General features: G+C 73.4%; 19 protein-coding genes. 2 read left to right on the forward strand and 17 right to left on the reverse strand.

Annotated features, from left to right (window positions below):
• Positions 1-98: 98 nt before the first annotated feature.
• The 11 genes from SM793_RS22280 to nrdR all read right to left on the reverse strand — a co-directional run bounded on the left by SM793_RS22280 (position 99) and on the right by nrdR (position 12,481).
• Entirely contained in the window at positions 99-1,529 is a 1,431-nt protein-coding gene (locus tag SM793_RS22280; RefSeq protein WP_320440021.1) for an ABC transporter substrate-binding protein, read from the reverse strand.
• 292 nt (positions 1,530-1,821) lie between these two features.
• A complete protein-coding gene (locus SM793_RS22285; RefSeq protein WP_320440022.1) occupies positions 1,822-3,033 on the reverse strand; it encodes a cytochrome P450 in 1,212 nt (403 codons plus the stop codon).
• Between the two features lie 140 nt (positions 3,034-3,173).
• Positions 3,174-4,418, reverse strand: a complete 1,245-nt coding sequence (locus tag SM793_RS22290; protein ID WP_320440023.1) for a cytochrome P450 — start codon at positions 4,416-4,418, stop codon at positions 3,174-3,176.
• Positions 4,415-5,080, reverse strand: coding sequence for a GTP-binding protein (locus SM793_RS22295; RefSeq protein ID WP_320440024.1), 666 nt, complete (start codon positions 5,078-5,080; stop codon positions 4,415-4,417). The genes SM793_RS22290 and SM793_RS22295 overlap by 4 nt, the downstream gene beginning before the upstream one ends.
• Positions 5,061-5,441, reverse strand: a complete 381-nt coding sequence (locus tag SM793_RS22300) for a DUF742 domain-containing protein (RefSeq protein ID WP_320440025.1) — start codon at positions 5,439-5,441, stop codon at positions 5,061-5,063. Before SM793_RS22300 ends, SM793_RS22295 begins: the two co-directional genes overlap by 20 nt.
• Positions 5,438-5,884 carry a roadblock/LC7 domain-containing protein gene (locus tag SM793_RS22305; protein WP_320440026.1) on the reverse strand — a complete coding sequence of 149 codons (447 nt, stop codon included), beginning with the start codon at positions 5,882-5,884 and terminating at the stop codon, positions 5,438-5,440. The genes SM793_RS22300 and SM793_RS22305 overlap by 4 nt, the downstream gene beginning before the upstream one ends.
• Positions 5,881-7,728: an ATP-binding protein gene (locus tag SM793_RS22310; protein WP_320440027.1), complete on the reverse strand. Its 1,848-nt coding sequence runs from the start codon at positions 7,726-7,728 to the stop codon at positions 5,881-5,883. The genes SM793_RS22305 and SM793_RS22310 overlap by 4 nt, the downstream gene beginning before the upstream one ends.
• 188 nt (positions 7,729-7,916) lie before the next feature.
• On the reverse strand, positions 7,917-8,480 hold the full coding sequence (locus tag SM793_RS22315; RefSeq protein WP_320440028.1) for a Clp protease N-terminal domain-containing protein: 564 nt from the start codon (positions 8,478-8,480) through the stop codon (positions 7,917-7,919).
• Positions 8,481-8,483: 3 nt separating this feature from the next.
• Complete coding sequence (locus tag SM793_RS22320; protein WP_320440029.1) at positions 8,484-8,723, reverse strand: RNA polymerase subunit sigma-70; 240 nt, start codon at positions 8,721-8,723, stop codon at positions 8,484-8,486.
• Between the two features lie 136 nt (positions 8,724-8,859).
• Positions 8,860-11,769, reverse strand: coding sequence for a vitamin B12-dependent ribonucleotide reductase (locus SM793_RS22325; RefSeq protein WP_320440030.1), 2,910 nt, complete (start codon positions 11,767-11,769; stop codon positions 8,860-8,862).
• 214 nt (positions 11,770-11,983) lie between these two features.
• Complete coding sequence (gene nrdR / locus SM793_RS22330) at positions 11,984-12,481, reverse strand: transcriptional regulator NrdR (RefSeq protein ID WP_320440031.1); 498 nt, start codon at positions 12,479-12,481, stop codon at positions 11,984-11,986.
• Positions 12,482-12,827: 346 nt separating this feature from the next.
• On the opposite strand from nrdR, the gene lexA reads away from it, so the two are divergent.
• On the forward strand, positions 12,828-13,709 hold the full coding sequence (gene lexA, locus SM793_RS22335) for a transcriptional repressor LexA (protein WP_413816014.1): 882 nt from the start codon (positions 12,828-12,830) through the stop codon (positions 13,707-13,709).
• 207 nt (positions 13,710-13,916) lie between these two features.
• On the opposite strand, the gene SM793_RS22340 is transcribed toward lexA, so the two are convergent.
• From SM793_RS22340 to SM793_RS22360, 5 genes are read right to left on the reverse strand one after another with little or no spacing between them, the layout of a single operon-like run.
• Positions 13,917-16,049 (reverse strand): ATP-dependent DNA helicase, encoded by a 2,133-nt coding sequence (locus SM793_RS22340; protein ID WP_320440032.1) that lies wholly within the window; start codon positions 16,047-16,049, stop codon positions 13,917-13,919.
• Between the two features lie 12 nt (positions 16,050-16,061).
• Complete coding sequence (locus SM793_RS22345) at positions 16,062-17,888, reverse strand: IucA/IucC family siderophore biosynthesis protein (RefSeq protein ID WP_320440033.1); 1,827 nt, start codon at positions 17,886-17,888, stop codon at positions 16,062-16,064.
• Positions 17,866-19,317 carry a lysine N(6)-hydroxylase/L-ornithine N(5)-oxygenase family protein gene (locus SM793_RS22350; RefSeq protein WP_320440034.1) on the reverse strand — a complete coding sequence of 484 codons (1,452 nt, stop codon included), beginning with the start codon at positions 19,315-19,317 and terminating at the stop codon, positions 17,866-17,868. Before SM793_RS22350 ends, SM793_RS22345 begins: the two co-directional genes overlap by 23 nt.
• A gap of 15 nt (positions 19,318-19,332) precedes the next feature.
• On the reverse strand, positions 19,333-20,070 hold the full coding sequence (locus tag SM793_RS22355; protein WP_413816016.1) for a GNAT family N-acetyltransferase: 738 nt from the start codon (positions 20,068-20,070) through the stop codon (positions 19,333-19,335).
• Positions 19,962-21,848: an IucA/IucC family protein gene (locus SM793_RS22360; RefSeq protein WP_320440035.1), complete on the reverse strand. Its 1,887-nt coding sequence runs from the start codon at positions 21,846-21,848 to the stop codon at positions 19,962-19,964. Before SM793_RS22360 ends, SM793_RS22355 begins: the two co-directional genes overlap by 109 nt.
• A 329-nt stretch (positions 21,849-22,177) precedes the next feature.
• Between SM793_RS22360 and SM793_RS22365 the strand changes: the two genes are divergently transcribed.
• Positions 22,178-23,365: a trypsin-like peptidase domain-containing protein gene (locus tag SM793_RS22365; RefSeq protein ID WP_320440036.1), complete on the forward strand. Its 1,188-nt coding sequence runs from the start codon at positions 22,178-22,180 to the stop codon at positions 23,363-23,365.
• Between the two features lie 152 nt (positions 23,366-23,517).
• On the opposite strand, the gene hflX is transcribed toward SM793_RS22365, so the two are convergent.
• A complete protein-coding gene (hflX, locus tag SM793_RS22370; protein WP_320440037.1) occupies positions 23,518-25,026 on the reverse strand; it encodes a GTPase HflX in 1,509 nt (502 codons plus the stop codon).
• Between the last annotated feature and the right edge of the window lie 80 nt (positions 25,027-25,106).

Here is a 25,106-nt window from a genome sequence, read left to right on the forward strand (position 1 = left end):
TAAACGAACCGCCGAGGGCGGGGGGGCGGGGGGGGGGGGGGGGGGGGGGGGGGGGGCCCCGCACCGCCCTTCGGCAGGTGGTCCTGCGACGCTCGCCGCTACTGCGGCCAGGCGGCGTCGATGTCCGCGGCGGTCTTCTGGATCGACTGCCCCTCGGCGAACCAGGCGGTGAGCGACTTCCACTCCTGCCCGGCGCCGACCGCGGCCGGCATGAGGTCCGAACCGTCGAACCGGAAGGTCGCCGTCGGGTCGGTCAGCGCGTCCGCGGAGAGCCGGTCGATCGGATCGGTGTAGAGGCTCTTGTCCACACCCTGATTGGCCGAAACCCAGCCGGTCGCGGTCCTCACCCGGCTGCTCGCCCACTCGGCGCTGGACAGGTAGTTCTGCACCGCCTGCACCTCCGGCCGGCTCGCGAAGGCGGTGAGGAACTCCCCGCCGCCCTCGACCGGATTGGGCACCGAGGGGTTCACCGCGGGCAGGTGGAAGGCGAAGATGTCGCCGTCCGGCCCGATCTTGGTGTCCTTGGGCCACTGCGCCTTGTAGAACGAAGCCTGTTGGAGCATCAGGCACTTGCCGGTGAGGATCGGTGCGCCCGCGTCCTGGAAGATCGTGGTGGCGATCGACTTCACGTCACCGTAGCCGCCGTTGACCCAGGCGGGGTTCTGCATCCAGTCGGCGACCGTCCGCATCGCCGCGGCGATCTTCGGATCGGAGAACTTCACCTGGTGGTTCACCCACTGGTCGTAGACCTCACCGCCGTACGAGCCGAGGACCACCTCCTCCAGCCAGTCGGTGGCCGGCCAGCCGGTGGCCGTGCCGGAGGCGATGCCACCGCACCACGGCTTGGCGCCGCCGCCCGCCTTGGCGACCTTGTCGCTTAGCGCCGTCAGGTCGGCCCAGGTCTTCGGGACCTCGTAGCCGGCCTGCTTGAACGTCTTGGGCGAGTACCAGACCAGGGACTTCATGTTGGCGCTCATCGGCGCCGCGTAGAAGGTGCCCTTGACCGACCCGTAGGTCTTCCAGACCGGGTTCCACTTCTCCTGGTTCGCCACGGTCTGCTGCGGCGGCTTGGCCACCTTGCCGCTCTTGACCATCTGCGCGAGCAGGCCGGGCTGCGGGATGATCGCGAAGTCCGGGGCGTTGCCGCCGCTCACCCGCACCGGCAGCTGGGACTCGAAGTCGTTGGTGCCCTCGTAACTGATCCGGATGCCGGTGCACCGGCTGAAGTCGGCCCAGGACTTCTCCAGGTTGTCCGACTCGGGACTGAGGATCGAGGCGAACACCGTCACCGTGGTGCCCCCGTGGCCGGCGTAGGGCTGGTAGCGGGCGCAGTCGCCGGACAGGGTCTGGTTGCCGCCGCCGCCCGAACCTCCCGAGCTGTCGGAGCTGTTGGAACTGTTGGAGCAGGCCGCGGTCACGGCCGCGACGGCCAGCAGCGCCACCGCCGCGAGCGGACGGCGACGGCGGCCAGCGCGGCCGGGGGACGGGGGCGGCACGGTCGTGGACGGCACGGTCGGGGTGGGAGTCAACGCGGTCCTCCTCGCCGGGGCGTGAACGCTCGGCTGTACGACAGAACGACATTGCGCTGTACCGGAGTTCGACGTTCGACATGGATGCGGCGGCCGGCCGATCCGACGACGGTAACGCAGCCGCGACGTGCCGCCAAGGTCCAGGCACGCTCTTCGCTACCGCGTGCCCCAGTTGTGACCCGGACCGCCGGGCGCCCGCGACGCCCGACCGCCAGAACAGCCCCGACAGCCCCGACCACCCCGGCCGTCGGAACAGCCCCAGCTGCCCCGGCCCTCAGAACAGCCCCAGCCCTCAGAACAGCCGGACCGGCAGCTCCTTCAGCGCGTTCACCACCAGCGAGCCGCTCGGCCGCAGTTCCTCGTCCGGCACCACCGACGACAGCCCCGGGAAGCGCTCGAACAACGCCGGCAGCGCGATCCCCGCCTCCAGCCGGGCCAGCGGCGAGCCCGGGCAGACGTGCGGACCGTGTCCGAACGACAGGTGCCGGACCGGGTCCCGGGTCACGTCGAACACCTCGGCCGTCACCCCGTGCTGCGCCGGGTCCCGGCCGATCGCGTTGTAGGAGACCAGCACCGGCTCCCCGGCCGGAATCACCGTGTCGCCCACCGCCACGTCCTCGGTGGTGAACCGGAACAGGAAGTTGCTGGTCGGCGGCGTCCAACGGAGCGACTCCTCCACCACCGCGTCCCAGCCGACCTTGCCCGCCCTCACCAGCGCCAGCTGGTCGGGATGGGCCAGCAGCGCCCGCACCGCGTTGCCGATGAGGTTCACCGTGGTCTCGTGGCCCGCCGCGATGATCACCCGCAGGGTGGCCGCCGCCTCCGCGTCGGTCAGCGCCCCGCCCTCGGCGTCGGCCTGCAGCAGCACGCTCGCCAGGTCGTCACCGGGGACCGAACGGCGCTGCGCCACCACGCCGTTGACGAAGGCGTTCAGTCCGGCGATGGTCGCCTGGATGCCCTCCGGGTTCGGGCGGGCGCCGAAGAACCGCTCGTAGAGGTCGCGCAGGAGCGCGTGCTCCGACTCCGGGACGCCGAGCAGCGAGCAGATCACCGTCATCGGCAGCGGGAAGGCGAAGGCGGACTTCAGGTCCACCACCGGGTCCCCCGCCGCCAGGGTGTCCAGCAGGTCCCGGGTGATCGCCTCCACCCGTGGGCGCATCAGCTCCACCTGGCGCGGGGTGAACGCGTGCGCCACCAGCGCCCGCAGCCGCCGGTGCTCGGCGCCGTCCGCGGTCACCATGCTCGGACCGGGCACCGCCAGGCCGATCAACGGCCACGTCTTCGGCACGTCACCGCGCTGGAACGCCGCCCAGTGCCGGGCGTCCTTCACCAGCCGGGCATCGGTCAGCAGCTCGCGGGCGGGCGCATGCCGGGTCACGGCCCAGGCGGCCACGCCACCGGGCAGCTCCACCGGGACCACCGGGCCGGCGGCGCGCAGCAGCGCGCCCTCGGCGGCGTTGTCGCGGGCCAGCGGATCGAGGACGAACGGGGCGGGGGCGGTCATCGGGTACAGCACTCCTTCGGTTCCGGTACGGCGGTGCGGCGGTACGGCGACTCCGGGCCAGGGGTCCCATGCCCCCTCGACTTCCGGGCTTCCGGGCTTCCGGGCCACGGTGTCCAGGGCCACGGTGCCCCGGGCGGGGCTCAGCCCGCGTATCCCGGGGCGAACGCCACCGGCAGCGCCACCAGCCCGCGCACCCAGGCCGACGGCCGCCACACCAGCGCGTGTTCGGCCACCGCCAGCCGCAGGTCCGGCAGCCGGTCCAGCAGCACCTCGACGGCCGTCGTCGCGATCACCTCGGCCGCCTCCTGCGCCGGGAACGGACAGCCGTGCTCGCCGTACGAGTAGCTCAGGTACGCCCGGTTGCCCTCGGCCGGCCGCCCGTCCGGCTGCCGCACCGACGGGTCCGCGTTGGCCCCCGCGAACCCCAGCAGCAGCATGTCCCCGGCGGCGATCCGCTGCCCGCCCAGCTGGGTGTCCCTGGTCGCCCACCGGCCCGCGAAGATCTGGGTCGGGGTGTCCTCCCAGAGCGCCTCGTTCAGCGCCTGGCTGATGCTGCGCCGCCCGCCCGACAGCGAGGCGGCGAACCGCTCGTCGGTGAGCATCAGCCGCAAGGCGTTGGACATCCAGTACGAGGTCGGCTGGTGACCGGCGATCAGCATCACCCGCAGGTCGCGCATGATCTCGTCGTGGTTGAGGCCCGCCGGGTGCGCCAGCATCCGCGAGGCGACGTCGTCGCCCGGGTGCGCCGCCTTCTCCTCGACCAGCTCCAGCATCACGGCGAGCAGCCGCTGCGCACCGGCCGGGGCGTCGGGGCCGCCGTCCAGCATGGTCAGCAGGCCCTCGATGAGCACCGGCGCCTGCTCCTCGCTCAGCCCCAGCACCCGGCAGAGCACCAGCAGCGGCAGCCGGTGGGCGTACTCGGCGACCAGGTCCGCCTCGCCGCGCCCGGCGAAGTCGTCGATCAGCCGGTCCGCCAGCTCCTCGCAGTGCTTGCGCAGCTCGTACGGGTCGACGGCGGCCAGCGCGTCGGTCACCGCGCGCGAGCGCCGGACGTGCTCCTCGCCCTCGGCGTAGAGGATCGACGGCACCGGCGCCATCATCGGCTTGAGCGGCCAGTCCTCGGCGACGGTCGCCCAGCCGGTCCAGCGGGCGGAGTCCCGGCCGAAGAGCTGCGGCTGACCGGTGACCAGCTGGAGTTCGCGGTAGCCGATCACCAGCCAGGCCGGCACCCCGCCGGCCAGTTCGACCGGGGCGACCGGGCCGTGCCCGGCCCGCATCTCCCGGTAGACCTGGGAGGGGTCGGTCTGGAAGCGCGGCCCGTACAACGGGGTGGCGCCGGCGTGGGCCGGGCAGCCCGGCGGCGGGGTGGCGGCGGGCTCGGTCACGGGGTGCTCTCCTCAAGGACGGGGGCGGCAGCGGCGGCGGGGGTGCCCGCCGTCTCGGCCTCGACCCGGGCGGTCAGGTGGCGGACCAGCTCGATCAGCACCTGCTTGCCGGACTCCCGGTCCCGGGCGTCGCAGTCCACCAGCGGCACCCCGGGCGGCAGGTCGAGCGCCTCCCGGACCTGGTCCAGGGTGTGGGTCGGGTCGCCGAAGTTGTTGCGGGCGACGACGAAGGGCGTGCCGTGGTGCTCCAACCGGTCGATGGCGTACCAGGAGTCCGCCAGCCGCCTGGTGTCGACCAGCACGACGGCCCCCAGGGCTCCGGAGAACAGCCGGTCCCAGAGGAACCAGAACCGCTCCTGCCCCGGCGCGCCGAACAGGTACAGCACCTGGCTCGCGGAGAGGGTGATCCGGCCGAAGTCGAAGGCGACCGTGGTCGAGCGCTTGCCCCAGGCGCCGGTGGGATCGTCGATCCCCTCCCCCGCCCTGGTCAGGGTCTCCTCGGTGTTCAGCGGACGGATCTCGCTGACCGCGCCGACCAGGGTGGTCTTGCCCACACCGAAGCCGCCGACCACGACGATCTTCAGCGCGTTGTCGGCGGTGCGGCGCAGCGGTGTCCGCCCGCTCGGCCGAGGGTCCCGGCCCTCAGAGCTGTTGGAGTCCATGCAGTACCTGCTTCAGCGTGTCGAGATCGGGCAGCCGGGCCTTGTTCGGGGCGAACCGGGGGTGGCGGGCGGTGACCGACCCGGCCTCCAGCAGGTCGCCGAGGAGGATCTTCACCACCGACACCGGTAGCGCCAGCTCCGCGGCGACCTCCACCACGGCGGTCGGCGCCTCGCACATCCGCAGGATGCGCGCGTGCTCCGACTGCATGCCCGGCGCCGGCTCCCGTTCGGCGACGATCAGCGTGACCAGGTCGAAGGCGTTCTCCGGGGCCCGGCTGCGGCCCCGGGTGATGGTGTACAGGCGGTCCGGGTCGTCGGCCCGGCCGGGCCGCCCGTCGGTGTTCCCCCCGCGCCCGCTCATGCCCGGGCGCTCCCCTCGGTCACCGGGCCGTCCGCCCCGACCGCGCCCTCCCGGGCCGGCGCGCTGAGGTGGACGCCGATCTGCTCGATCAGCCCGTGCATGTTGTGGCCGACCACGCCCACGTCGGCGTCCTCCTCGGTGACCACGGCGAGGTGGGCGCCCTCGCCGGCGGCCACGATGCACAGCACTCCGCCGTGGAACTCGGTCATCGACTGCCGCACACCGCCGGTGCCGTCGCCGAACTCGATGGACGCGCCGTGCGCCAGGCTCTGCAGACCGGAGGCGATGGCGGCGAGCTGGTCGGCCCGGTCGTTGCCGAGGCCGGAGGTGTGGCAGAGCTTGAGGCCGTCGGCGGAGAGCACCAGGGCATGCCGGGTGCCGGGGGTGTTGGTCAGCAGGTTTTCCAGCAGCCAGTCGAGGTCGCGGTCGGTGGCACTGCTCATCGGAAGTCCTTCTCGGTGACGGGGGAGGCGTCGGACGCGGGGTCCGTGGCGGACCGCGCGCCCGGGTTGTCCGGGACCGGTACGGCGCCCTCGGCCGGTGCGGAGGCACCGGCGGGCGCGGAGTTCGGGGCGCCGGCGGCGGGCGCGGCAGCGGTGGGGTCCACGGCGGCGGGCGCGGCGACGGCAGCGGGCGCGGCGGCGGGCAGCGCGGCCCGGCGGAAGGCGCCCAGCCTGGCGGCGGCGCTCGCCCCGTCGGGACGGGCGGGCCGCTCGGCAGGGGCCTGCGCCGGGAGGGCGGCGGCCATGGTCCGACCGCGACGGCGCTGCGGCAGGCCGCTGTCCGTGACGTCGGGCACGGCGGAGTCGGCGGGCGCGGCGGACGCCACCGGCGCGGCCACCGGCACAGCGGGAGCAGCGGGCCCAGCGGGAGCGGCGGGCACCGCGGGCGCCGGAAGGGCGGGACTGAGCGCGGGACGCGGGCCCGTACCGGCCGCCCGTTCGCCTGCCCGCTCGCCCGCCCGCTCGGCCGGCGCGGGCAGCGCGGGCAGCGCGGCCGGCATCGTCGCGGGGTGCGTCACCAGCTGCTGCGGAATCAGCACCACCACCCCGGTACCGCCGCGCGCCGACGGCCGGAAGGAGACCTGCAGCCCGTGCTTGCGGGCCAGCACGCCGACCACCGCGAGACCGATCCGGGTGCCCGCCGACAGCGTGGTGAGGTCCAGCGACTCGGCGGAGACGGCCCGTTCGGCGCGGCGCAGCCAACTGTCGCTCAGGCCCAGGCCGCTGTCCTCGACGGTGACGACCAGACCGGCCGGCACCTCCTCGACGTAGACGTGCACCTCGGCCGGCGGCGCGGAGAACGTGGTCGCGTTGTCCAGCAGTTCGGCGAGCGCGTGCATCACGCCCTCGGCCGCGAACCCGGCCACCGCGGCCGTGCTCGCGTTGTGCAGCCTGACCCGCTGGTACGCGCCGATCCGGCCGAGCGCGCCGCGCAGCACCGACTCCACCGGGATCGGCCGGCCCCAGCGGCGGCCCGAGCGGGCGCCGGTGAGCACCGCGATGCTGTCGGCCATCCGGCCCGCCTGGGCGGTCGAGTGGTCCAGTCGCAGCAGGTCGCCGAGGACCTCCTCGTCGTGCCGGTGCTGCATCTCGCGCAGTTCCGCGTGCATGCTCGTGGCCAGCGCCTGCACCCGGCCGGCCGCGGTGGCGCAGACCGCCAGGGCGGCGGCCCGCAGGCGCTCGCCGCGGCCGATCTCCTCCGCGAAGGCGCGCAGCAGCGATCGCTGCGGATGGTCGCGGTGCGCGGCCAGGGCGGCGTCCACGGTCGCGCCGCCCCGCAGCCGCTTCACCAGCGCGGGCAGCACCTCGTCGGCGAGCCGGTCCACGGCGGCCCGCTCGGCGCGCTCCGCCTCGGCCTGCGCCCGGGCCCCGGCCGCCTCCGCGCGGGCGGCGGCGGCCTGCTCCTCGGCCCGGGCGAGCGCGGCCCTGGCCTCGTCCCGCTCGGCCTCGGCGGCGGTGGCGCGCGCCTTGGCGGCGGTCTCACCCTGCCTGGCCGCGCCGGCGACCACGAGGGCCGTCATCGACTCGCCCTCCCACCGGGCCAGTTCCAGCTCCAGCCGGCGGGCCCGTTCGGTGGCGCTGCCGGCCTGCCGGACGGCGATCAGCCAGAGCACGGTGACCGCCGCCACGGCGGCCGCGGTCAGCGGGCGCCCGGCGTCGAAGGCCCGCATCACCCCGACCGGCCCGGCCACCGCCGCCAGCAGGGCGGCGGCCGCCACAACGGCCCTGGTACGCACATCGGGTCGACGGCTGGGCCCACCGTCGGGGCTGGTGGTTTCTGTCATCGGTGCGGTGTCCTCGGCAGAAGTCGGGCGAATGCGCGACCGCCCGGCCGACGTCGTGGAACGTCTCCGGGCGGTGTTTCGGTTCACGCAGTCGGCCGATCATATCCATTCAGACGATGTGCTCAACCGGTAAGTTGACGGACAGTCTCTTCCAGCCACGCTCCGTATACCACTCCACCTCCATCCCCTCACCCCATCGCCACCTCGACCCCACGTCGCACCTCGGCGAGGTCCAGCCCGTGCTCGGCGACGACCCGCGCCCCGAGCCCCTCCCCCTCGCGGAGCACCCCGAGCAGGAGGTGGCCGACCGCGATGCGGCCGGACTTCAGCCGCAGCGACTCGCGCAGCGACAGTTCCACCGCCTTGCGCGCCCGCGCCGTGAACGGGCTCCGCCCCGCCCAGCCCTCGGGCCGGAACCACCCGCGCCGCCGCGGTTCCGGCTCCGGCGGGGAGTCCAGCGCCCCCGCCCCGAACACGGACTCCACCGCCTCGCGCACCGCCCCCAGGTCCACCCCGATCGAGGCCAGCGCCTGCGCGTCGCCACCGGTCCCGAGCAGCCGCCCGACGGCCCGCCGGGCCTCCGCGTGGTCGAGCCCCGCCTCGATCAGCACGTGTGCCGCCGGATCCGCCGTCTCGGCCAGGATCGCCAGCAGCAGGTACTCCGTCCCGACGTGCCCGTGCCCCAGCTCCGCCGACTCGCGCCCCGCCTGCCCGACCGCCCGCCGGGCCTCCTCGGTGAATCGCTCGAACATCGCTCAGTCCCCGTCCTTCCCGCTTCCCACGGCACCTCGCCGCGCGTACTTCTTGTGCACCGCCTGCCTGGTCACCCCGAGGCAGACCGCGATGTCCTGCCACGACCAGCCCTGGTCCCGCGCGCTGCCGACCTGCAGCCCCTCCAGCCGGTCCGCCAGGTCCCGCAACGCCCGGACCGCCCGGAGCCCCACGGCCGGATCCCGACTGGCTGCCGCGGCCGCCAGTTCTCCGCTCTCGCTCATAGTGTCAACCTAGGTTGACGGCGGCCGAACTGTCAACCAGAGTTGACAGAAAAGCCGAAAAGGCGGGGCGAGGACATCACTGTCCTCGCCCCGCCTTCAGCAGTGGCTCACCTCATCCGCGAGGCGGCGGCTCCGCTCAGCTGCAGCCGCTGGTGGAGCCGCAGCCCTCGCAGAGGTAGCAGCTGCCGGCGCGGCGCATCTTGGTGCCGCAGGAGAAGCAGAGCGGCGCGTCGGCGTTCAGGCCCAGCTGGATCTCCATCAGCTCGGTGGAGTTGTGGGCCTGGGCCGGGGCGGCCTTGGGCGCCGGGGCGGCGACCGGGGCCGGAGCCGGGGCGGCGACCGGCTTCACAGCGGCCGGGACCACCGGGGCGGACTGGGCGAGCGTCTCGGTGTCCAGCTCCTCCTCCGCCTCCAGCGGCTCGTAGGAGCCGGTCTCCAGGTGGCGCTGACGCTCCTCGACCGAGTGGATGCCGAGCGCCGAACGGGTCTCGAACGGCAGGAAGTCCAGCGCCAGGCGGCGGAAGATGTAGTCGACGATCGACTGGGCCATGCGCAGGTCCGGGTCGTCGGTCAGACCGGCCGGCTCGAAGCGCATGTTGGTGAACTTCGAGACGTAGGTCTCCAGCGGGACGCCGTACTGCAGACCCACCGAGACGGCGATGGAGAAGGCGTCCATCATGCCCGCGAGGGTCGAGCCCTGCTTGGACATCTTCAGGAAGACCTCGCCGAGGCCGTCGTCCGGGTAGGAGTTGGCGGTCATGTAGCCCTCGGCGCCACCGACCGTGAAGGAGGTGGTGATGCCCGGGCGGCCCTTGGGCAGGCGCTTGCGGACCGGACGGTACTCGACGACCTTCTCCACCACGGTGGCCGGGGCCTGGTCGGCCTTCGCCGCGTCGCCGGACTTCTTCTTGGCCGAGAGCGGCTGGCCGACCTTCGAGTTCTCGCGGTAGATGGCGAGCGCCTTGACGCCCAGCTTCCACGCCTCGAAGTAGATCTCCTCGACGTCCTCGACGGTCGCGGCGACCGGCATGTTGACCGTCTTCGAGATGGCGCCCGAGATCCACGGCTGGATCGCGGCCATCATCCGGACGTGGCCCATCGGGGAGATGGAGCGCTCGCCCATGGCGCAGTCGAAGACCTCGTAGTGCTCGGTCCTCAGGCCGGGCGCGTCCACCACGTTGCCGTGCTCGGCGATGTGGGCGACGACCGCCTCGATCTGCTCGTCCTGGTAGCCGAGGCGCTTGAGGGCGCGCGGGACGGTGCCGTTGACGATCTGCATCGAGCCGCCGCCGACGAGCTTCTTGAACTTGACCAGCGCGAGGTCGGGCTCCACGCCGGTGGTGTCGCAGTCCATCATCAGGCCGATGGTGCCGGTCGGGGCGAGCACCGAGGCCTGGGCGTTGCGGAAGCCGTTCTGCGCGCCGATCCGCAGGACGTCGTCCCAGGTCGCGGTGGCGGCGGTCCAGATCGGGGCGTCCAGCTCGTCGAGGGACACGCCGGCCTTCGAGGCGTCCGCGTGCTGCTTCATGACCCGCTGGTGCGGGGCCGCGTTGCGGGCGTAGCCGTCGTACGGGCCGACGACACCGGCGAGTTCGGCGCCGCGGCGGTAGGCGGTGCCGGTCATCAGGGAGGTGATGGCGCCGGCCAGGGCGCGGCCGCCCTCGCTGTCGTAGGCGTGGCCGGTGGCCATCAGCAGGGCGCCGAGGTTGGCGTAGCCGATGCCGAGCTGGCGGAACGCGCGGGTGGTCTCGCCGATCTTCTCGGTGGGGAAGTCGGCGAAGCAGATGGAGATGTCCATCGCGGTGATGACCAGCTCGACGACCTTGGCGAAGCTCCCGGCGTCGAAGGAGTCGTCGTCGCGCAGGAACTTCATCAGGTTGAGCGAGGCGAGGTTGCAGCTGGAGTTGTCCAGGTGCATGTACTCGGAGCAGGGGTTGGACGCGTTGATCCGGCCGGACTCCGGGCAGGTGTGCCACTGGTTGATGGTGGAGTCGTACTGGATGCCGGGGTCGGCGCAGGCCCAGGCGGCCTCGGCCATCTTGCGGAACAGCTTCTTCGCGTCGACGGTCTCGATGACCTCGCCGGTCATCCGGCCGCGCAGGCCGAATTCGGTGCCGTTCTCGACGGCGGTCATGAATTCGTCGTTGACGCGGACCGAGTTGTTGGCGTTCTGGTACTGGACGGAGGCGATGTCGTCCCCGCCGAGGTCCATGTCGAAGCCCGCGTCGCGCAGGGCGCGGATCTTCTCCTCCTCCTTCACCTTGGTCTCGATGAAGGCCTCGACGTCGGGGTGGTCGACGTCCAGGACGACCATCTTGGCCGCGCGGCGGGTCGCGCCGCCGGACTTGATGGTGCCGGCGGAGGCGTCGGCGCCGCGCATGAAGGAGACCGGGCCGGAGGCGTTGCCGCCGGAGGAGAGCAGTTCCTTGGACGACCGGATCCGGGAGAGGTTGAGGCCGGCGCCGGAGCCGCCCTTGAAGATCATGCCCTCTTCCTTGTACCAGTCGAGGATCGACTCCATGGAGTCGTCGACGGACAGGATGAAGCAGGCGGAGACCTGCTGGGGCTGCTTGGTGCCGACGTTGAACCACACCGGGGAGTTGAAGCTGAACACCTGGTGGAGGAGGGCGTGGGTCAGCTCGTGCTCGAACACCTCGGCGTCGTCCGGGGTGGCGAAGTAGCCGTTCTTCTCGCCGGCGGCGCGGTAGGTCAGCACCACGCGGTCGATGATCTGCTTGAGGCTCCACTCGCGCTGCGGGGTGCCGAGGGCGCCGCGGAAGTACTTGGAGGTGACGATGTTGACCGCGTTGACCGACCAGAAGTCGGGGAACTCGACACCGTGCTGCTCGAAGTTGATCGAGCCGTCACGCCAGTTGGTCATGACGACGTCACGCCGCTCCCAGCGGACCTCGTCGTACGGGTGCACGCCAGGGGTGGTGTAGATGCGATCGATCCGCAGGCCGCCCTTGGGAGCCTTGCCGGCACCCTTGCCCGCGGCCTTGTCGGACTTCGGCGCGCGTGCGGAACCGCTCGTGGTGTCTGTCACTTCTGTTCCTCCTCCTGGTTGGGCAAACGCCCGAAGTGCCCCGTAAAGTCCGGGCACGGCTGGTTCGCTCTTCCGGTGTGCGGCAGGCAGGGATCCTCACCCACCGCGCACGTTTTGTCATGGTCTGTGCACCGTTTTCGGGCACACGTCGGCCCCGGGGGACCGAAGGGTTTGCGCCGACCCCGGAAAGGGGCCGGTGGAGGGGCCGGGCCGGCTAGGGCGCGGCTGCGGCGACGGGCACGCAGGCGCCGTCGGCCTCGGTGGCGGGCTGCTCGGCGCGGAGTTCCGCGATGGCGGCCTCGAAGTCTTCCAGCCCGTCGTACGCCTGGTAGACGCTGGCGAAGCGCAGGAAGGCGACGACGTCGAGTTCCTTGAGCGGGCCGAGTATGGCAAGCCCGACGTCATGGGTGGTGAGCTCGGCGTTGCCGTTGGCCCGCACGCACTCCTCGACCCGCTGGCCGAGCTGGGCGAGGGCGTCCTCGGTGACCGGGCGGCCCTGGCAGGCCTTGCGGACTCCGGAGATGACCTTCTCCCGGGAGAACGGCTCGGTGACGCCGCTGCGCTTGATGACCATCAGGGCGGCCGTCTCCACCGTGGTGAATCGGCGACCGCAGTCCGGGCACTGCCGGCGGCGTCGGATGCAGCTGCCGTCCTCGGTGGTCCGGCTGTCGACGACGCGGCTGTCGGAGTGCCGGCAGAAGGGGCAGTGCACCTGAGGATCCCTCCTTGGCAGGACGTGCGGACTTGGTCGAGTCTATGCGATCCCGGGGGCCTGCGAGCAACCTGATCTTGAGGCCTCGACCACAAGCACTGGGACACAGGGAGGACTGTAACCACTACATCTAGGTTTTGGAGCGAAGAACGGGCGTCGGCGTGTCGGCGCGGGCGATACCCTCGGAGCCGATTTCCGATCGAACATTTAATCGATGTACAACAAAGCCTTGATCGAGTCAGCCAACTCCCGAATAATTCACTCGAACGTGTGTTTGGCGCAACCTTTCGATACGAGGTGCGTTGGGCTGGAAAAAGGAGAGGACAGCCGTCGAGAAGGGGCAGCCGTGAACGCCGTTGAAAGCAACACCATCCCGGTGCAGGAACACTCCCAGCTCAAGGTGGGGCAGCGCACCACGAATCAGCAGAGTGTGGACATCAACATGGACCGCAGCGAGGATCATCGCCCCCTGGGCCCGGGCATTTCCGGGGTCGGGCGTGTTCCGGACCAGCCCATCGAACACTCCCCCGCCCTGGACGACGCCCACCCGGCGCCGGCCCGTTCCGCGCCGGGCCGCCCGCCCGGCATCCGGACCGACGAGGCGGGCCTCACCGAGCGCCAGCGCCGGGTGATCGAGGTCATCCGGGACTCCGTGCAGCGCCGGGGCTACCCGCCGTCCATGCGCGAGATCGGCCAGGCCGTCGGCCTGTCCAGCACCTCCTCGGTGGCCCACCAGCTCATGGCCCTGGAGCGCAAGGGCTTCCTGCGGCGGGACCCGCACCGTCCGCGCGCCTACGAGGTCCGCGGCGTCGAGGTGGCCCGGCCGAACACCGCCGAGACCGCCGGCCGCCCGTCCACCTCGTACGTGCCGCTGGTCGGCCGGATCGCCGCGGGTGGGCCGATCCTGGCCGAGCAGACCGTCGAGGACGTCTTCCCGCTGCCCCGGCAGCTGGTCGGCGAGGGCGAGCTGTTCGCGCTCACCGTGCGCGGTGACTCGATGATCGAGGCGGCCATCTGCGACGGCGACTGGGTCACCGTCCGCCGCCAGCCGGTCGCCGAGAACGGCGACATCGTGGCCGCGATGATCGACGGCGAGGCCACCGTCAAGCGCCTCAAGCGCGAGGACGGCCGGATCTGGCTGATGCCGCACAACCCCGCGTACGAGCCGATCAACGGCGACAACGCGACCATCCTGGGCAAGGTCGTGGCCGTCCTGCGCCGGCTCTGACCGCACCGGCTCTGACCGCACCAGCCCGGACCACACCGGCTCCGGCCGCACCGGAGAAGCACTGGAGGCCGGAAGCACCCGGCACCCAGGGGTCGCCGACCCCCGCCCGGACCCACAGGAAGGGGCTCCCCGCACACCGCGTGGAGCCCCTCCGGCCTGTCTCGGCCCCGCCTCAGCCCCGCTTCGGCACCGCGTCGGCCCTCTGTATCAGCCCCGCTTCGGCACCGGCCGGACCGCCGCCGCCGAGTCGTCGATCGCCGCCAGCGAGCGGCGCACCTGGTTGCGGTCCGTGGTGTACCAGAACTCCGGCATCGAGGACCGGAAGAAGCCGCCGTAGCGCTTGGTCTCCACCCGCGGGTCGAGCACCGCCACCACACCCCGGTCCTCCGCCGCGCGCACCAGCCGCCCCGCGCCCTGCGCCATCAGCAGCGCCGCATGGGTGGCCGCGACGGCCATGAAGCCGTTCCCGCCGCGCTGCTCGACGTCCTTCTGCCGAGCGCTCATCAGCGGGTCGTCCGGCCTCGGGAACGGGATCCGGTCCATCACCACCAGCTGGCAGGCCGAGCCCGGCACGTCCACGCCCTGCCAGAGCGACAGCGTGCCGAACAGGCAGGTGGTCGCGTCCGAGGCGAACTCGCGGATCAACTCGCCCAGGGTGTCCTCACCCTGGAGCAGGATCCGCTGGTCCAGCCGCTCCCGCATCGCCTCGGCGGCCGTCTGCGCCCCGCGCATCGAGGAGAACAGCCCCAGCGTCCGCCCGCCGGCCGCGCCGATCAGGTCGGCCAACTCGTCGAGCATGTCCGGCCGGGCGGGATCCCGCCCGGGATCGGTCAGATGCCTGGCGACATAGAGGATGCCCTGCTTCTGGTACTTGAACGGCGAGCCGACGTCGATCCCCCGCCAGCGCGGCACCGGCTCGTCGCCCATGCCCTCCCCCGCCGCCTCCGGATTGTCGCCGGGCGTGCGGACGTCCGGCAGCCGGGCGTCGGACGGCAGGCCCACCGAGGCGGCCACGCCGTTGAAGTCGCCGCCGAGCTTGAGGGTGGCCGAGGTGAGCACCACCGAGCGCTCCTTGTACAGCCCCTCCCGCAGCAGCCCGGAGACGTTCAGCGGGGCGACCCGCAGCGAGGCGGTGCCGAGCCCGTAGCGGTCGCTGCGCTCGATCCAGACCACGTCGTACTCGGAGTCCTGGAGCAGCCGGTCGGCGGTCTCGTGCAGGGACTCCGCGGCGGCCATCGCCTGCTTGCGCACGGCGTCCTCGTCGCTGAGCCCCTTGTCCCTGGTCTCGCCGAGCGAGCTGATCACCTGCCGGGAGGCGTCCCGGATCGCCGTCACGGCGTAGGCGAGGTACTCGGGCAGCTCCTCCACCCGGCCGGGCTGGGCGGTCTCCATCAGACCGTGGTAGTTCTCGGCGGCGGCCTGCAGCGCGTCCACGGCCTTCTCGTTGGCGAGCCGGGCGGCGCGCTTGACCGTCCGGTTCACCGCGCCGACGGTCAGCTCGGCGGTGGCCGCCCCGGTGACCCGGTTGACCAGCTCGTGCGCCTCGTCGACGATCAGCAGCCCGTGCTCGGGCAGCACCGGCGCGCCCTCGATCGCGTCGATCGCGAGCATCGCGTGGTTGGTGACGACGACGTCGGCGAGCTTGGCGCGCTCCCGCGCCTTCTCCGCGAAGCACTCCTGGCCGTACGCGCAGCGGGTCGCGCCCAGGCACTCCTTCGAGGTGACCGCGAGCTGGGCCCAGGCCCGGTCGGAGACGCCGGGGGACATGTCGTCCCGGTCGCCGGTCTCCGTCTCCTCCGCCCAGTCGCGCAGCCGGATCACTTCCTTGCCGATCTTGCCGGCGGGCCCGCCCAGCGCCTCGACCGGGTCGAACAGGCCCTCGCCCTCGTCGCCCGGGGTGCCCTCGTTGGCCCGGTGCAGGCACAGGTAGTTGGAGCGGCCCTTGAGCATCGCGAACAGCGGACGGCGCCGCAGCACCGGGTGCAGCGCCTCCACGGTGCGCGGCAGGTCCCGCTCGACCAGCTGGCGCTGGAGCGCCAGGGTCGCGGTGGCGACCACCACGCGGTCCCCGTGGGCGAGCGCCGGCACCAGGTAGGCGAGGGACTTGCCGGTACCGGTGCCGGCCTGCACCAGCAGGTGCTCACCCTGGTCGACGGCGTCCGCGACGGCCTCGGCCATCCGGAGCTGTCCGGGGCGCTCGACGCCGCCGACGGAGGCCACCGCGGCGTGCAGCAGCTCGGGGACACGGGCGCGGGGGACGGCCTCCGCCGGGGCGTCCGCGACGCTCCCGGCCTCGTCGGCGTCCTCGGCGGGGAGCTGGGATTCGGAGTCGTTCGTCATGACCCTCCCAGACTACGGGGCGGGTGTGACAATCCGGTCCCGCCGGCGGGGCACCCGGCCCGTACCGTCCGCGGCGAGCGGGTTGGGCACGGTGCCGTGCCGGGCCGCGTGCGGGCGGTGCGGGCGGTCGCCGTAGCCGTCCAGCAGCAGCCGGTTGCGGTTCAGGCAGAGCCGGTCGATCCGCGGCCGGAACAGGTCGAACAGCGCGAACCGCTCGGCCAGTTCCGGGAACCGCGCCTGGTAGCGGTGGATCTCGGCGCGCAGCAGCGCCCAGAACTCCGGCTCGGCGAGGCCGGGACCGGACTCCAGCAGCGGTGCCAGATAGCGGTACACGCCGATGAACAGCCCGGAGTGCAGGAACTGGCACAGGCCCTGCGGGTCCTCGCGCAGCAGGACCGCGTCCACCTCGGCGGGCAGCTCACGCAGTTCCGGCAGGTCCTGGTCGCTGAGGTTGACGTCGTCGACGAAGTCCTTGACCGCCAGCCGGACCGGGACGTCCCGCTCGTCGAAGACCAGGACGGCGTTCTCACCGTGCGGGGAGAACACCAGGCCGTACCGGTAGAGGAAGTGCAGCAGCGGCGGCAGCATCGCGGCGAACAGCCGACCGGTCCACTCGGCGGGGGCGAGCCCGGAGCGGGCGATCAGCTCGGCGGCCAGCGGCCGTCCGTCGCGTCCGGTCTGGAGCAGGGCGGCCAGGGTGCGGCCCCGCTCGCCGGGTGCCAGCGCCGGACCGAGCGGCTCCCGCCAGATCGCGCCGAGCAGCTCCTTGTACTGGTAGGGGGCCTCGGGCAGGTCGCGGTAGACCGGGTGGTCGACGGTGACCGAGGCGATCTCGCCGAGCAGCACCACCCGGCACTCCTCGCGCAGGAAGGGGTCGGCGTCGCGCAGTCCGTGGATCCAGGCGGTGACGGCGGGCGCGGCCAGGGTGCGTTCGGTGGGCAGACCGCGCCAGACCAGGGTGTTGAGGACGGCCAGCGGCAGTTTGACCGTGCAGCGCTCGGGGCGGCTCTCGTTGAAGAACGAGCGGATCGACTGCTGGGGCAGCCGGAGGTCACCGTCGGTGCCGAGCGGCACGATCTCGCCGGAGGCGATCCACGGGGCGAACAGCGGCACCACGGTCTCGTCCCACTGCCACGGGTGCACCGGCAGCAGCAGGTAGTCGTCGGCGGCGGCGCCGAGCGGGGCGCGGAGCGCGGCCGGGTCGTCGATCTCCCGGCGGTACAGCCGCTCGGGGTCGGCGAGGCCGGCGACGCCCCGGTACTCGGCGAGCCGGCGGTGTACGGCGATCCAGGGCAGCGGGCGCGGAGTGCGGGCCTCGGGGGCCCAGCGCGCGGCGTCGGCGGCGGAGAAGCCGATCCGGCCCTTGTTGGGCACGATCCACGGGTGGCCGCCCTGCCGTCCCTCCAGCTCGGTGTGGCCGAGGTCGGCGAGTTCGGCGGCGGTCAGGCCGGTGGCCAGCAGGTGGGCGTCGGCGATCAGGGTCGCGGTGAGCTCGCGCAGCAGGTGGCCGGTGGTGTCGCCGCGCAGCCCGAGGGCGTGCCGGGCGTGGACCAGGAACCGCAGCGGATCGAGGCCCTCGGGGTCGTCGCAGCGGACGGAGCCGGGATCGACGATCCAGCTCCCGTAGGCGCCGCGCCGGGCGGTGAAGCGGTACTCGGCCCCGGTCAGGGCGAGCGTCCAGCCGTCCGGTGTCCCGGTCGCGGCCGGGGCGAGGAGTTCCTCGTAGGCGAACTCGCCGAGCATCTTGGCGAGCAGCGCCCGGCCGGCCCGCTGCCAGTGGCCGGCGGTGAGCTGCGGCGGCAGGTACAGCGGCGGTTCAGCGGCCGGCGGTTGCGGCACGGGTCGGCTCCTGGGGTCGGGGGAGGCTGGAAGCGGGAACGGGAGAGGCGGGGGCGGGGGCGGCCGGCTCGGAGGCCGGGGCGGGCACCGGGCCGGGCGGTCCGGTCGGGGCGGGCGGCGCGAAGCCGGTCCAGGCGGTGCGCCGGGGCAGCCGGTGGACGGTCCGCCCGGCGACGGCGTTGAGGATCACCGCGGCCCGGTGGGCGCCGAGCCCCAGGTCGGGGGTGCCCACCCCGTGGGTGTGCAGCTCGCCGTTCTGCACGTACAGCCCGCCGGTGAGCTCCGGCCGGGTGGCCACCCGGTGGTCGAGGTCGACCCGGTAGCGGCCGGCCGGGTCGCGGTCGATCAGGTGGGCGAGCGGTTCCAGGGCGGCCGGGCCGGTCGCCCGGTAGCCGGTGGCGAGCACCACGGCGTCGGTGCGCAGCACGTGCGCGGTGCCGGAGTCGGTGTGCCGGCAGTGGAGTTCGAGGCCGCCGCAGGGGCCGGGCCGGGCGTCGGTGACGGCGGTTCCGGGTGTGATCTCGACCGGCGCCGCGCCGACCGGCCGGCCGACGGTGCGTTCGTACAGCTGGTCGTGGATCTCGGCGAGGGTCTCGGCGGAGGCGGCCTTGTGCAGCTGCCACTGGGCCTCGACCAGGCGGTCCCGGACGGCCTCGGGCAGGCCGTGGAAGTACCGGGTGTAGTCGGGGGTGAAGTGCTCCAGGCCGAGTTTGGAGTACTCCATCGGCGCGAGCGCCCGGGTGCGGGTGAGCCAGCGCAGTCGCACGCCGTCGCCGTCGTGGCGGCGCAGCAGGTCGAGGAAGATCTCGGCGCCGGACTGCCCGCTGCCGACCACGGTGATGTCGCGGGCGCCGGCCAGGCCGTCGCGCCGGTCGAGGTAGTCGGCGGAGTGGAAGACCGCCGGGTGGCCGTCGAGGGCGGCGAAGGCCGCGGGGCGGACGGGCAGGGTGCCGACGCCGAGTACGACGTTGCGCGCCTCGACGGTGTACTCCCGGCCGGTGGCGGGTTCGCGCAGCTCGGCGCGGTAGCGGTCGCCGGTCCAGTGCAGGGCGGTGGCCTCGGTGCCGAAGCGGCAGTTGGCGAGCCGTTCGGCGGCCCAGCGGCAGTAGTGGTCGTACTCGCGGCGGGTGAGCTGGAAGCGCTCGGTGAAGTAGAACGGGAACAGCCGGTCCTCCTCCCGCAGGTGGTTGAGGAAGGACCAGGGGCTGGTCGGGTCGACCAGGGACACCAGGTCGGCGAGGAACGGCACCTGCATCCGCGCGCCCTCGACGAGCATCCCGGGGTGCCAGCGGAACTCCGGGCGCCGGTCGCAGAACAGGGTGCGCAGCCCGGGGACGGGCTCGGCGAGCGCGGCGAGCGAGAGGTTGAACGGCCCGATGCCGATGCCGAGCAGGTCGTACGGTCCGGGCGGGGGGGCTGGGGTGTCCATGAGGCGGGTGCTGTCCTAGGCGGGGTGCGGGGTGCGGTCGCGGACCATCAGGGCGGCCCGCTTGTCGGGCAGGTCGAGTTCGCCGGCGAGCCGGAAGCCGGCCCCCCGGAAGGCGCGGACCGAGCGCCGGTTGCGGACGTCCGGCTCGGCGACCACCCGTTCGCAGCGCGGGCGCTCCCGCAGCACGCGGTCGGCCAGGGCCGCGAGCAGGGTGGTGCCGAGGCCCCGGCCGCGGCTGCCGGCGGGCCCGAGCAGCAGGTGCAGTCCGGCGTCGTGCGGCCGGGCCGGGTAGTGCGCGGCGAGCGGGTCGAGGTCGGCGCGGTAGACCTCCCAGTAGCTCATCGGGGTGTCGTCGAGCAGGCCGAGGCAGGGCAGGCAGCGGCCGTCGCCGTCGAGCCGGCGGCGCAGATGCCGTTCGGTGACGGCGGACGGGCCGGCGAGTTCCCAGAACGCGGCCACCTCGGGGTCGTTCATCCAGCGGGTGAGCAGGCCGAGGTCGGCGGGGAGCCGGACCCGGCGGAGCCGGAACTCCCCGGCGGCGGTGGCCATCGCGCCCCACCCCGCCGGATCGTCCGCCGGCCCGTCCATCAGCCCGTCCGCCGGCCCGTCCGCCGGCCCGTCCGTCAGCCTGTCCCCCGGCCCGCTCACGCGCCCGCCACCGGGTTGGGCAGCTCGATGTAGACGGACTGGGTGGCGACCGGCCCCACCAGCTCGTCCAGGCCCTGGATCCGGGTGAGCAGATTGGCCTTGCAGGGCAGCCTCGGCGCGTCGAGCAGCAGGCCCGGCAGCGCGGAGCCGGTGGCCCGGGCGGCGGCGCCGGCCAGGAAGCGCCGGAGCGCCGCCAGCAGCACGGCCTCGTCGGCGAGCCGCTGCGAGCCGAGGGCGCCGACCAGGCCGAGGACGTGGTTGATGCCCAGGTAGTAGGCGAAGTGGTGGTCGATCACCGCATCGTCGAGGAAGGTGTCGCTGCGCGCGCCGAGGCCGGGCAGCCGGGCGGTGAGGCGGTCGGTGGCGCTGTGCCGGTAGTAGTAGCCCTGGTTGTCGCGGTACCGGCCGCCGTTCGGCCAGCCGTCGGCGTCGAGCAGGACGAGGCTGTTCTGCTGGTGGGCCTCCAGCGCGATGCCGGCCTGTCCGTCCAGCCAGAGCACGGGCAGGACGACGGCGTCCAGGTAGCGCAGGAACCATTCGGCCGCCACGGTGGGCAGCGCCCGGCCGGTGCGGGCCGCGAGCGTCCGCAGCAGGTCGCCGAGCCGGGACCGGACCCGGCCGGCCTCCTCACCGGCTCCCGCCGGGTGCGGCCGTTCGGCAACCAGCCCGGCCACGCAGTAGGCGCGGTCGCCGGGGGCGAACGGCTGGGCGCGCAGCACGGTGTCCAGGCCGCCGGGGTCGCCGAGGCCGTCGTGGTCGACGCCGATCCAGGCGGGGTCGCGGACGATGTCGAAGCCGGGGTGGGCGGCCCGCCACTCGGCGCCGAGGCCGCTCTCCAGCAGCCGGTGCATCTCCAGGCCCCGGTGGAGTTCCTTGCGGAGGTTCTCCCGGCGGGAGTTGGTGATCCGCAGGCCGAGCGAGAGCTTCAGCATCCAGGGGGTGCCGGGCCGGTAGACGGTGCGCACCGAGGAGGTCGGGTACCAGGCGGCGCCGGACGGGCCGAGGTCGTGCAGCCGGCCGTCGGCGAGCAGGGCGGCGACGGCCGGGCGGTGGGCCAGTTCGCGGGCCTGCCAGGGGTGCAGCGGCAGGGCCGCGGTGCCGGGCGGCAGCAGGGCGGGGTCGCCGAGGAGCTGGGCGGTGATCCGGTCGGCGCCCTCGGTGAGGGCGGAGCCGGCGGCGAGCAGCTCGCGGTCGACGGCGTACCAGTGCAGTTGGAAGGAGCCGTGCAGTTCGGGCGAGTAGGCGGCGCTCTGGGCGGGACCGAGGCCGTCGCGGCTCTTGGGGGTGGGGTGCAGCGGGTGGCCGAGCAGCAGGGACTGCTCGGCGGCGAGGAACTCGGAGCGCTCGGGCCCGCCGGGCGCCGGGGCGGTGGCGGAGCGGTGGTGGGCCAGGATGTCGGCGGTGCGGACCACCGAGTCGGCGACCCGGGCGGCGAGGTCGGCGATCTGCCCGGGGTCGGGCCGGTCGGCGGCCGCGGCGGCGAGCAGGGCGGCGGCGGTGACGGCGTCCACCGGGGCCTCGTGGAGGTCCCCCGTCGCGCCGGCCCCGAGGGTGGCCGGGCCGAACCGGTGCCAGCCGGCCGCCGACCAGTGCCGGACGGGGGCGGAGAGCCGGGCGGCGCCGCCGAGGACGGCGATCCGCAGCTGACCGTCCGGGCCGGGCACGGCGCCGGTCTCGCGGGCCCAGCAGCGCAACAGGGCCTCCACGCCGGCCTGTTCGGCGGCGACGGCCGGGTCCGGGTGGAGCAGCCGGTCGGACGGGACCGGGGCGGCGGCGGAAACGGTGGCGGTGGGGACCGCGGTGGCGGTGGGAACGGTGGCGGTGGGGACCGCGGTGGCGGGGGCCTGGATGTCGGGCGGGGCTCCGGTGAGGGCGGTGCTCAATGCTGCTCCTTGGTGCGCGTGGAGTGCCGACGCGCGGGGGGTGGAGGAATCCGGCGGGCGCTCGCACCGTCGCGTCAGGTAAGGGTTACCTATCCCTGACGGGTGATCACAAGGACGCTTCACTCGTCCGGGTGAAGATCGGTGAAGGTTCACCATGAGGGAGGCAGCCGCGCCCCAGTGCCAACGAGTGGGCGGGCCCCGCGTCACAGATCGGTGACCGCCGCCCGGGACCGCAACCGGGGGCCGCCCGGTGCCGTCCTGGTGGCCAGTGGCAGACTCCAGGACGGCGGCCCGCCGCCCACACCGAACCACCCAGGGGGACAGCACACATGCCAGCGATCCACCGGTCAGCCGCAGCCGCGGCCCTCGCCGCGGGGACCCTGTTCGCCGTCACCGCCTGCGGCCCCGACGGGCCTTCGGGCGGCGGGGGGACCGCCGCCCCGCCGCCCTCGCCGGGCACCTCCGCCTCCGCATCCGCCGCGGGGGGCGGCACCGGCGCGATCGGCGGCATCACCCTGCCCACCGGCATCCCGACCAGCCTGCTGGAGGGCCTGCCGAAGAGCTGGGACGACCTGACCCGGTGGAAGTTCGAGGACTGGGACAACTGGGCGTCCAAGCACGTCTTCAACAACCCGATCGTCAAGGACTTCTGGAACCCGGACAAGATGGGCGACTCCAAGCCGGCCGACCCGGCGCCGCCCACCGCCAAGCCCGCCGACGACGGCGGGGTCACCGACCCGGAGCCCGCGGTGGTCAAGGCCGTGCCGGTGCCGCGTCCGTACACCAAGCAGCCGTCCGGGAAGGTCTTCTTCTCCGCCGAGGGCGGCCGGGGCAACTGCTCGGCCACCGTGGTCCAGGACCCGGCGCACCCGGGGAAGAGCAACCTGGTCTGGACGGCCGGGCACTGCGTCCACCCGGGCAAGGGCGGCAACTACTTCAAGGACCTGGTGTTCGTCCCCGCCTACAACAACTCGGGCGCCTCCAGCGGCGGCAAGAAGGCCCCACTGGCCGAACTGGCCCCGCTCGGCACCTGGTGGGCCAAGGACGTGGTGACCTCGCCGCAGTGGCTGGTCGAGGGCGGCGGGACCGGTGACGCGGCGAACCAGTACGACTTCGCGATCATGCGGGTGAGCAACCAGAACGACAGCGCCAAGTCGCTGGAGGAGACGGTCGGCGGGGCCGTCCCGGTCTGGTTCGACGCCCCGCGCGACAAGGTCACCGCCACCGCCGTCGGCTACCCGCTGTACAAGCCGTTCGACGGCCAGGAGCTGTACAAGTGCGAGGGCGGGAAGCCGACCCGGCTCTCCTTCGACCCGAAGCGCCCGTCGATGCTCACCATCGGCTGCAACATGACCCAGGGCTCCAGCGGCGGCGGCTGGTTCGCGCCGATGCCGGACGGCAAGCTCGCCCTGGTGTCCAACACCTCGATCGGCACCCAGGACCACACCTCGCTGAGCGGGCCGTACCTGGAGACGGTCGCCAAGCAGGCGCTGGACTGGATCGCCAAGAAGAAGTAGCCCGGCACGACCACCGGCACCGTTACCGGCGCCGACACGGACACGGACACGGACACCGGCACCATCGCCGGGAAGACGCAGCCGGACACGCCGACGGCCCCGGCCCCTCCCGTGAGGAGGGGCCGGGGCCGTTCGCGTTCGCGCGGTCCGGATCAGCCCTGCGGCGTCAGCGCCACCGTGAAGGGCTCCAGCTCGGCGGCCAGCTCGGCCGGCACCTTGGCGTGCAGCAGGGTGCCCTCACCGGTGTGCTCGGCGCCGAGCAGCTCGCCCTCGGCGTGCACCCGGGACACCAGCGCGCCCTGGGTGTACGGGACCAGCGCGTGCACCTCGACCGCCGGCCGCGGCAGCTCGTCGTCGATGAGCTGGAGCAGCTCCTCGATGCCGAGGCCGGTGCGGGCCGACACCACGATGGCGTGCGGCTCGCGGCGCAGCAGCCGCTGCAGCACCAGCGGGTCGGCCGCGTCGGCCTTGTTGATCACCACGATCTCCGGCACGTTCTGCGCGTCGACCGAGACGACCACCTCGCGGACGGCGGCCAGCTGCGTCTCCGGCTCGGGGTGCGAACCGTCCACCACGTGCAGGATGAGGTCGGCGTCGGCGACCTCCTCCATGGTGGAGCGGAACGCCTCGACCAGGTGGTGCGGCAGGTGCCGGACGAAGCCGACGGTGTCGGCCAGGGTGTAGACCCGGCCGCTCGGCGTCTGCGCCCGGCGCACGGTCGGGTCGAGGGTGGCGAACAGCGAGTTCTCCACCAGCACGCCCGCACCGGTGAGCCGGTTGAGCAGCGAGGACTTGCCGGCGTTGGTGTAGCCGGCGATGGCCACGGACGGCACCTGGTGGCGCTTGCGCTCCTGGCGCTTGGTGTCGCGGCCCTTCTTCATGTCGGCGATCTCCTTGCGGAGCTTCGCCATCTTCTCCCGGATCCGGCGCCGGTCGGTCTCGATCTTGGTCTCACCGGGACCGCGGGTGGCCATGCCACCGCCGGACGAGCCGGCGCCGCCACCACCCATCTGCCGGGAGAGCGACTGGCCCCAGCCGCGCAGTCGCGGCAGCATGTACTGCATCTGCGCGAGCGAGACCTGCGCCTTGCCCTCGCGGGACTTGGCGTGCTGGGCGAAGATGTCCAGGATCAGGGCCGTCCGGTCGACGACCTTGACCTTGACCACGTCCTCCAGGTGGATCAGCTGGCCCGGGGTGAGCTCACCGTCGCAGACCACGGTGTCGGCGCCGCTGGCGGCGACAATGTCGCGCAGGTCCTTGGCCTTGCCGGAGCCGATGTAGGTGGCCGCGTCGGGCTTGTCGCGGCGCTGGATCAGACCGTCCAGCACCTCGGAGCCGGCCGTCTCGGCCAGTGCGGCGAGCTCGGCCATCGAGTTCTCCGCCTCCTCCAGGGTGCCGTCGGTCCAGACCCCGACGAGCACCACGCGCTCCAGGCGGAGCTGGCGGTACTCGACCTCGGTGACGTCCTCGAGCTCGGTGGAGAGGCCGGCGACCCGGCGGAGCGCGGCGCGCTCGCTGCGGTCGTACTGGTCGCCGTCGTAGTGGTGGTCGTGGTCCTCGTCGATGGCCGCGAGGTCCTCGTCCATGAGGGCTTCCGCCCGCAGACCGTCGATGCGGCGCGTGGCGTCGGTCTGGTCGCGGGTGTCGAACGTGGAGGTCATTCTGTCCTTCGGCTGCTGGAACGGGTGGCCTGTGCGCGACCGTACGGACGGTCGTGCCGGGAGTCTGCCCAGCTGCCGCC

The sequence above is a fragment of the Kitasatospora purpeofusca genome, assembly GCF_034043715.1.
In the GTDB taxonomy this organism is placed as follows: domain Bacteria; phylum Actinomycetota; class Actinomycetes; order Streptomycetales; family Streptomycetaceae; genus Kitasatospora; species Kitasatospora purpeofusca_A.

Excerpts from the sequence above, each read along its gene's own strand:
- SM793_RS22305 (WP_320440026.1), bottom strand. The coding sequence starts at position 5,884 with ATGAGCAGTGCCACCGACCGCGACCTCGACTGGCTGCTGGAAAACCTG.
- hflX (WP_320440037.1), bottom strand. The coding sequence starts at position 25,026 with ATGACCTCCACGTTCGACACCCGCGACCAGACCGACGCCACGCGCCGC.
- SM793_RS22285 (WP_320440022.1), bottom strand. The coding sequence starts at position 3,033 with ATGACCGCCCCCGCCCCGTTCGTCCTCGATCCGCTGGCCCGCGACAAC.
- SM793_RS22350 (WP_320440034.1), bottom strand. The coding sequence starts at position 19,317 with ATGGACACCCCAGCCCCCCCGCCCGGACCGTACGACCTGCTCGGCATC.
- SM793_RS22365 (WP_320440036.1), top strand. The coding sequence starts at position 22,178 with ATGCCAGCGATCCACCGGTCAGCCGCAGCCGCGGCCCTCGCCGCGGGG.
- SM793_RS22295 (WP_320440024.1), bottom strand. The coding sequence starts at position 5,080 with ATGGACTCCAACAGCTCTGAGGGCCGGGACCCTCGGCCGAGCGGGCGG.
- SM793_RS22300 (WP_320440025.1), bottom strand. The coding sequence starts at position 5,441 with ATGAGCGGGCGCGGGGGGAACACCGACGGGCGGCCCGGCCGGGCCGAC.
- SM793_RS22310 (WP_320440027.1), bottom strand. The coding sequence starts at position 7,728 with ATGACAGAAACCACCAGCCCCGACGGTGGGCCCAGCCGTCGACCCGAT.
- SM793_RS22315 (WP_320440028.1), bottom strand. The coding sequence starts at position 8,480 with ATGTTCGAGCGATTCACCGAGGAGGCCCGGCGGGCGGTCGGGCAGGCG.
- SM793_RS22320 (WP_320440029.1), bottom strand. The coding sequence starts at position 8,723 with ATGAGCGAGAGCGGAGAACTGGCGGCCGCGGCAGCCAGTCGGGATCCG.
- SM793_RS22340 (WP_320440032.1), bottom strand. The coding sequence starts at position 16,049 with ATGACGAACGACTCCGAATCCCAGCTCCCCGCCGAGGACGCCGACGAG.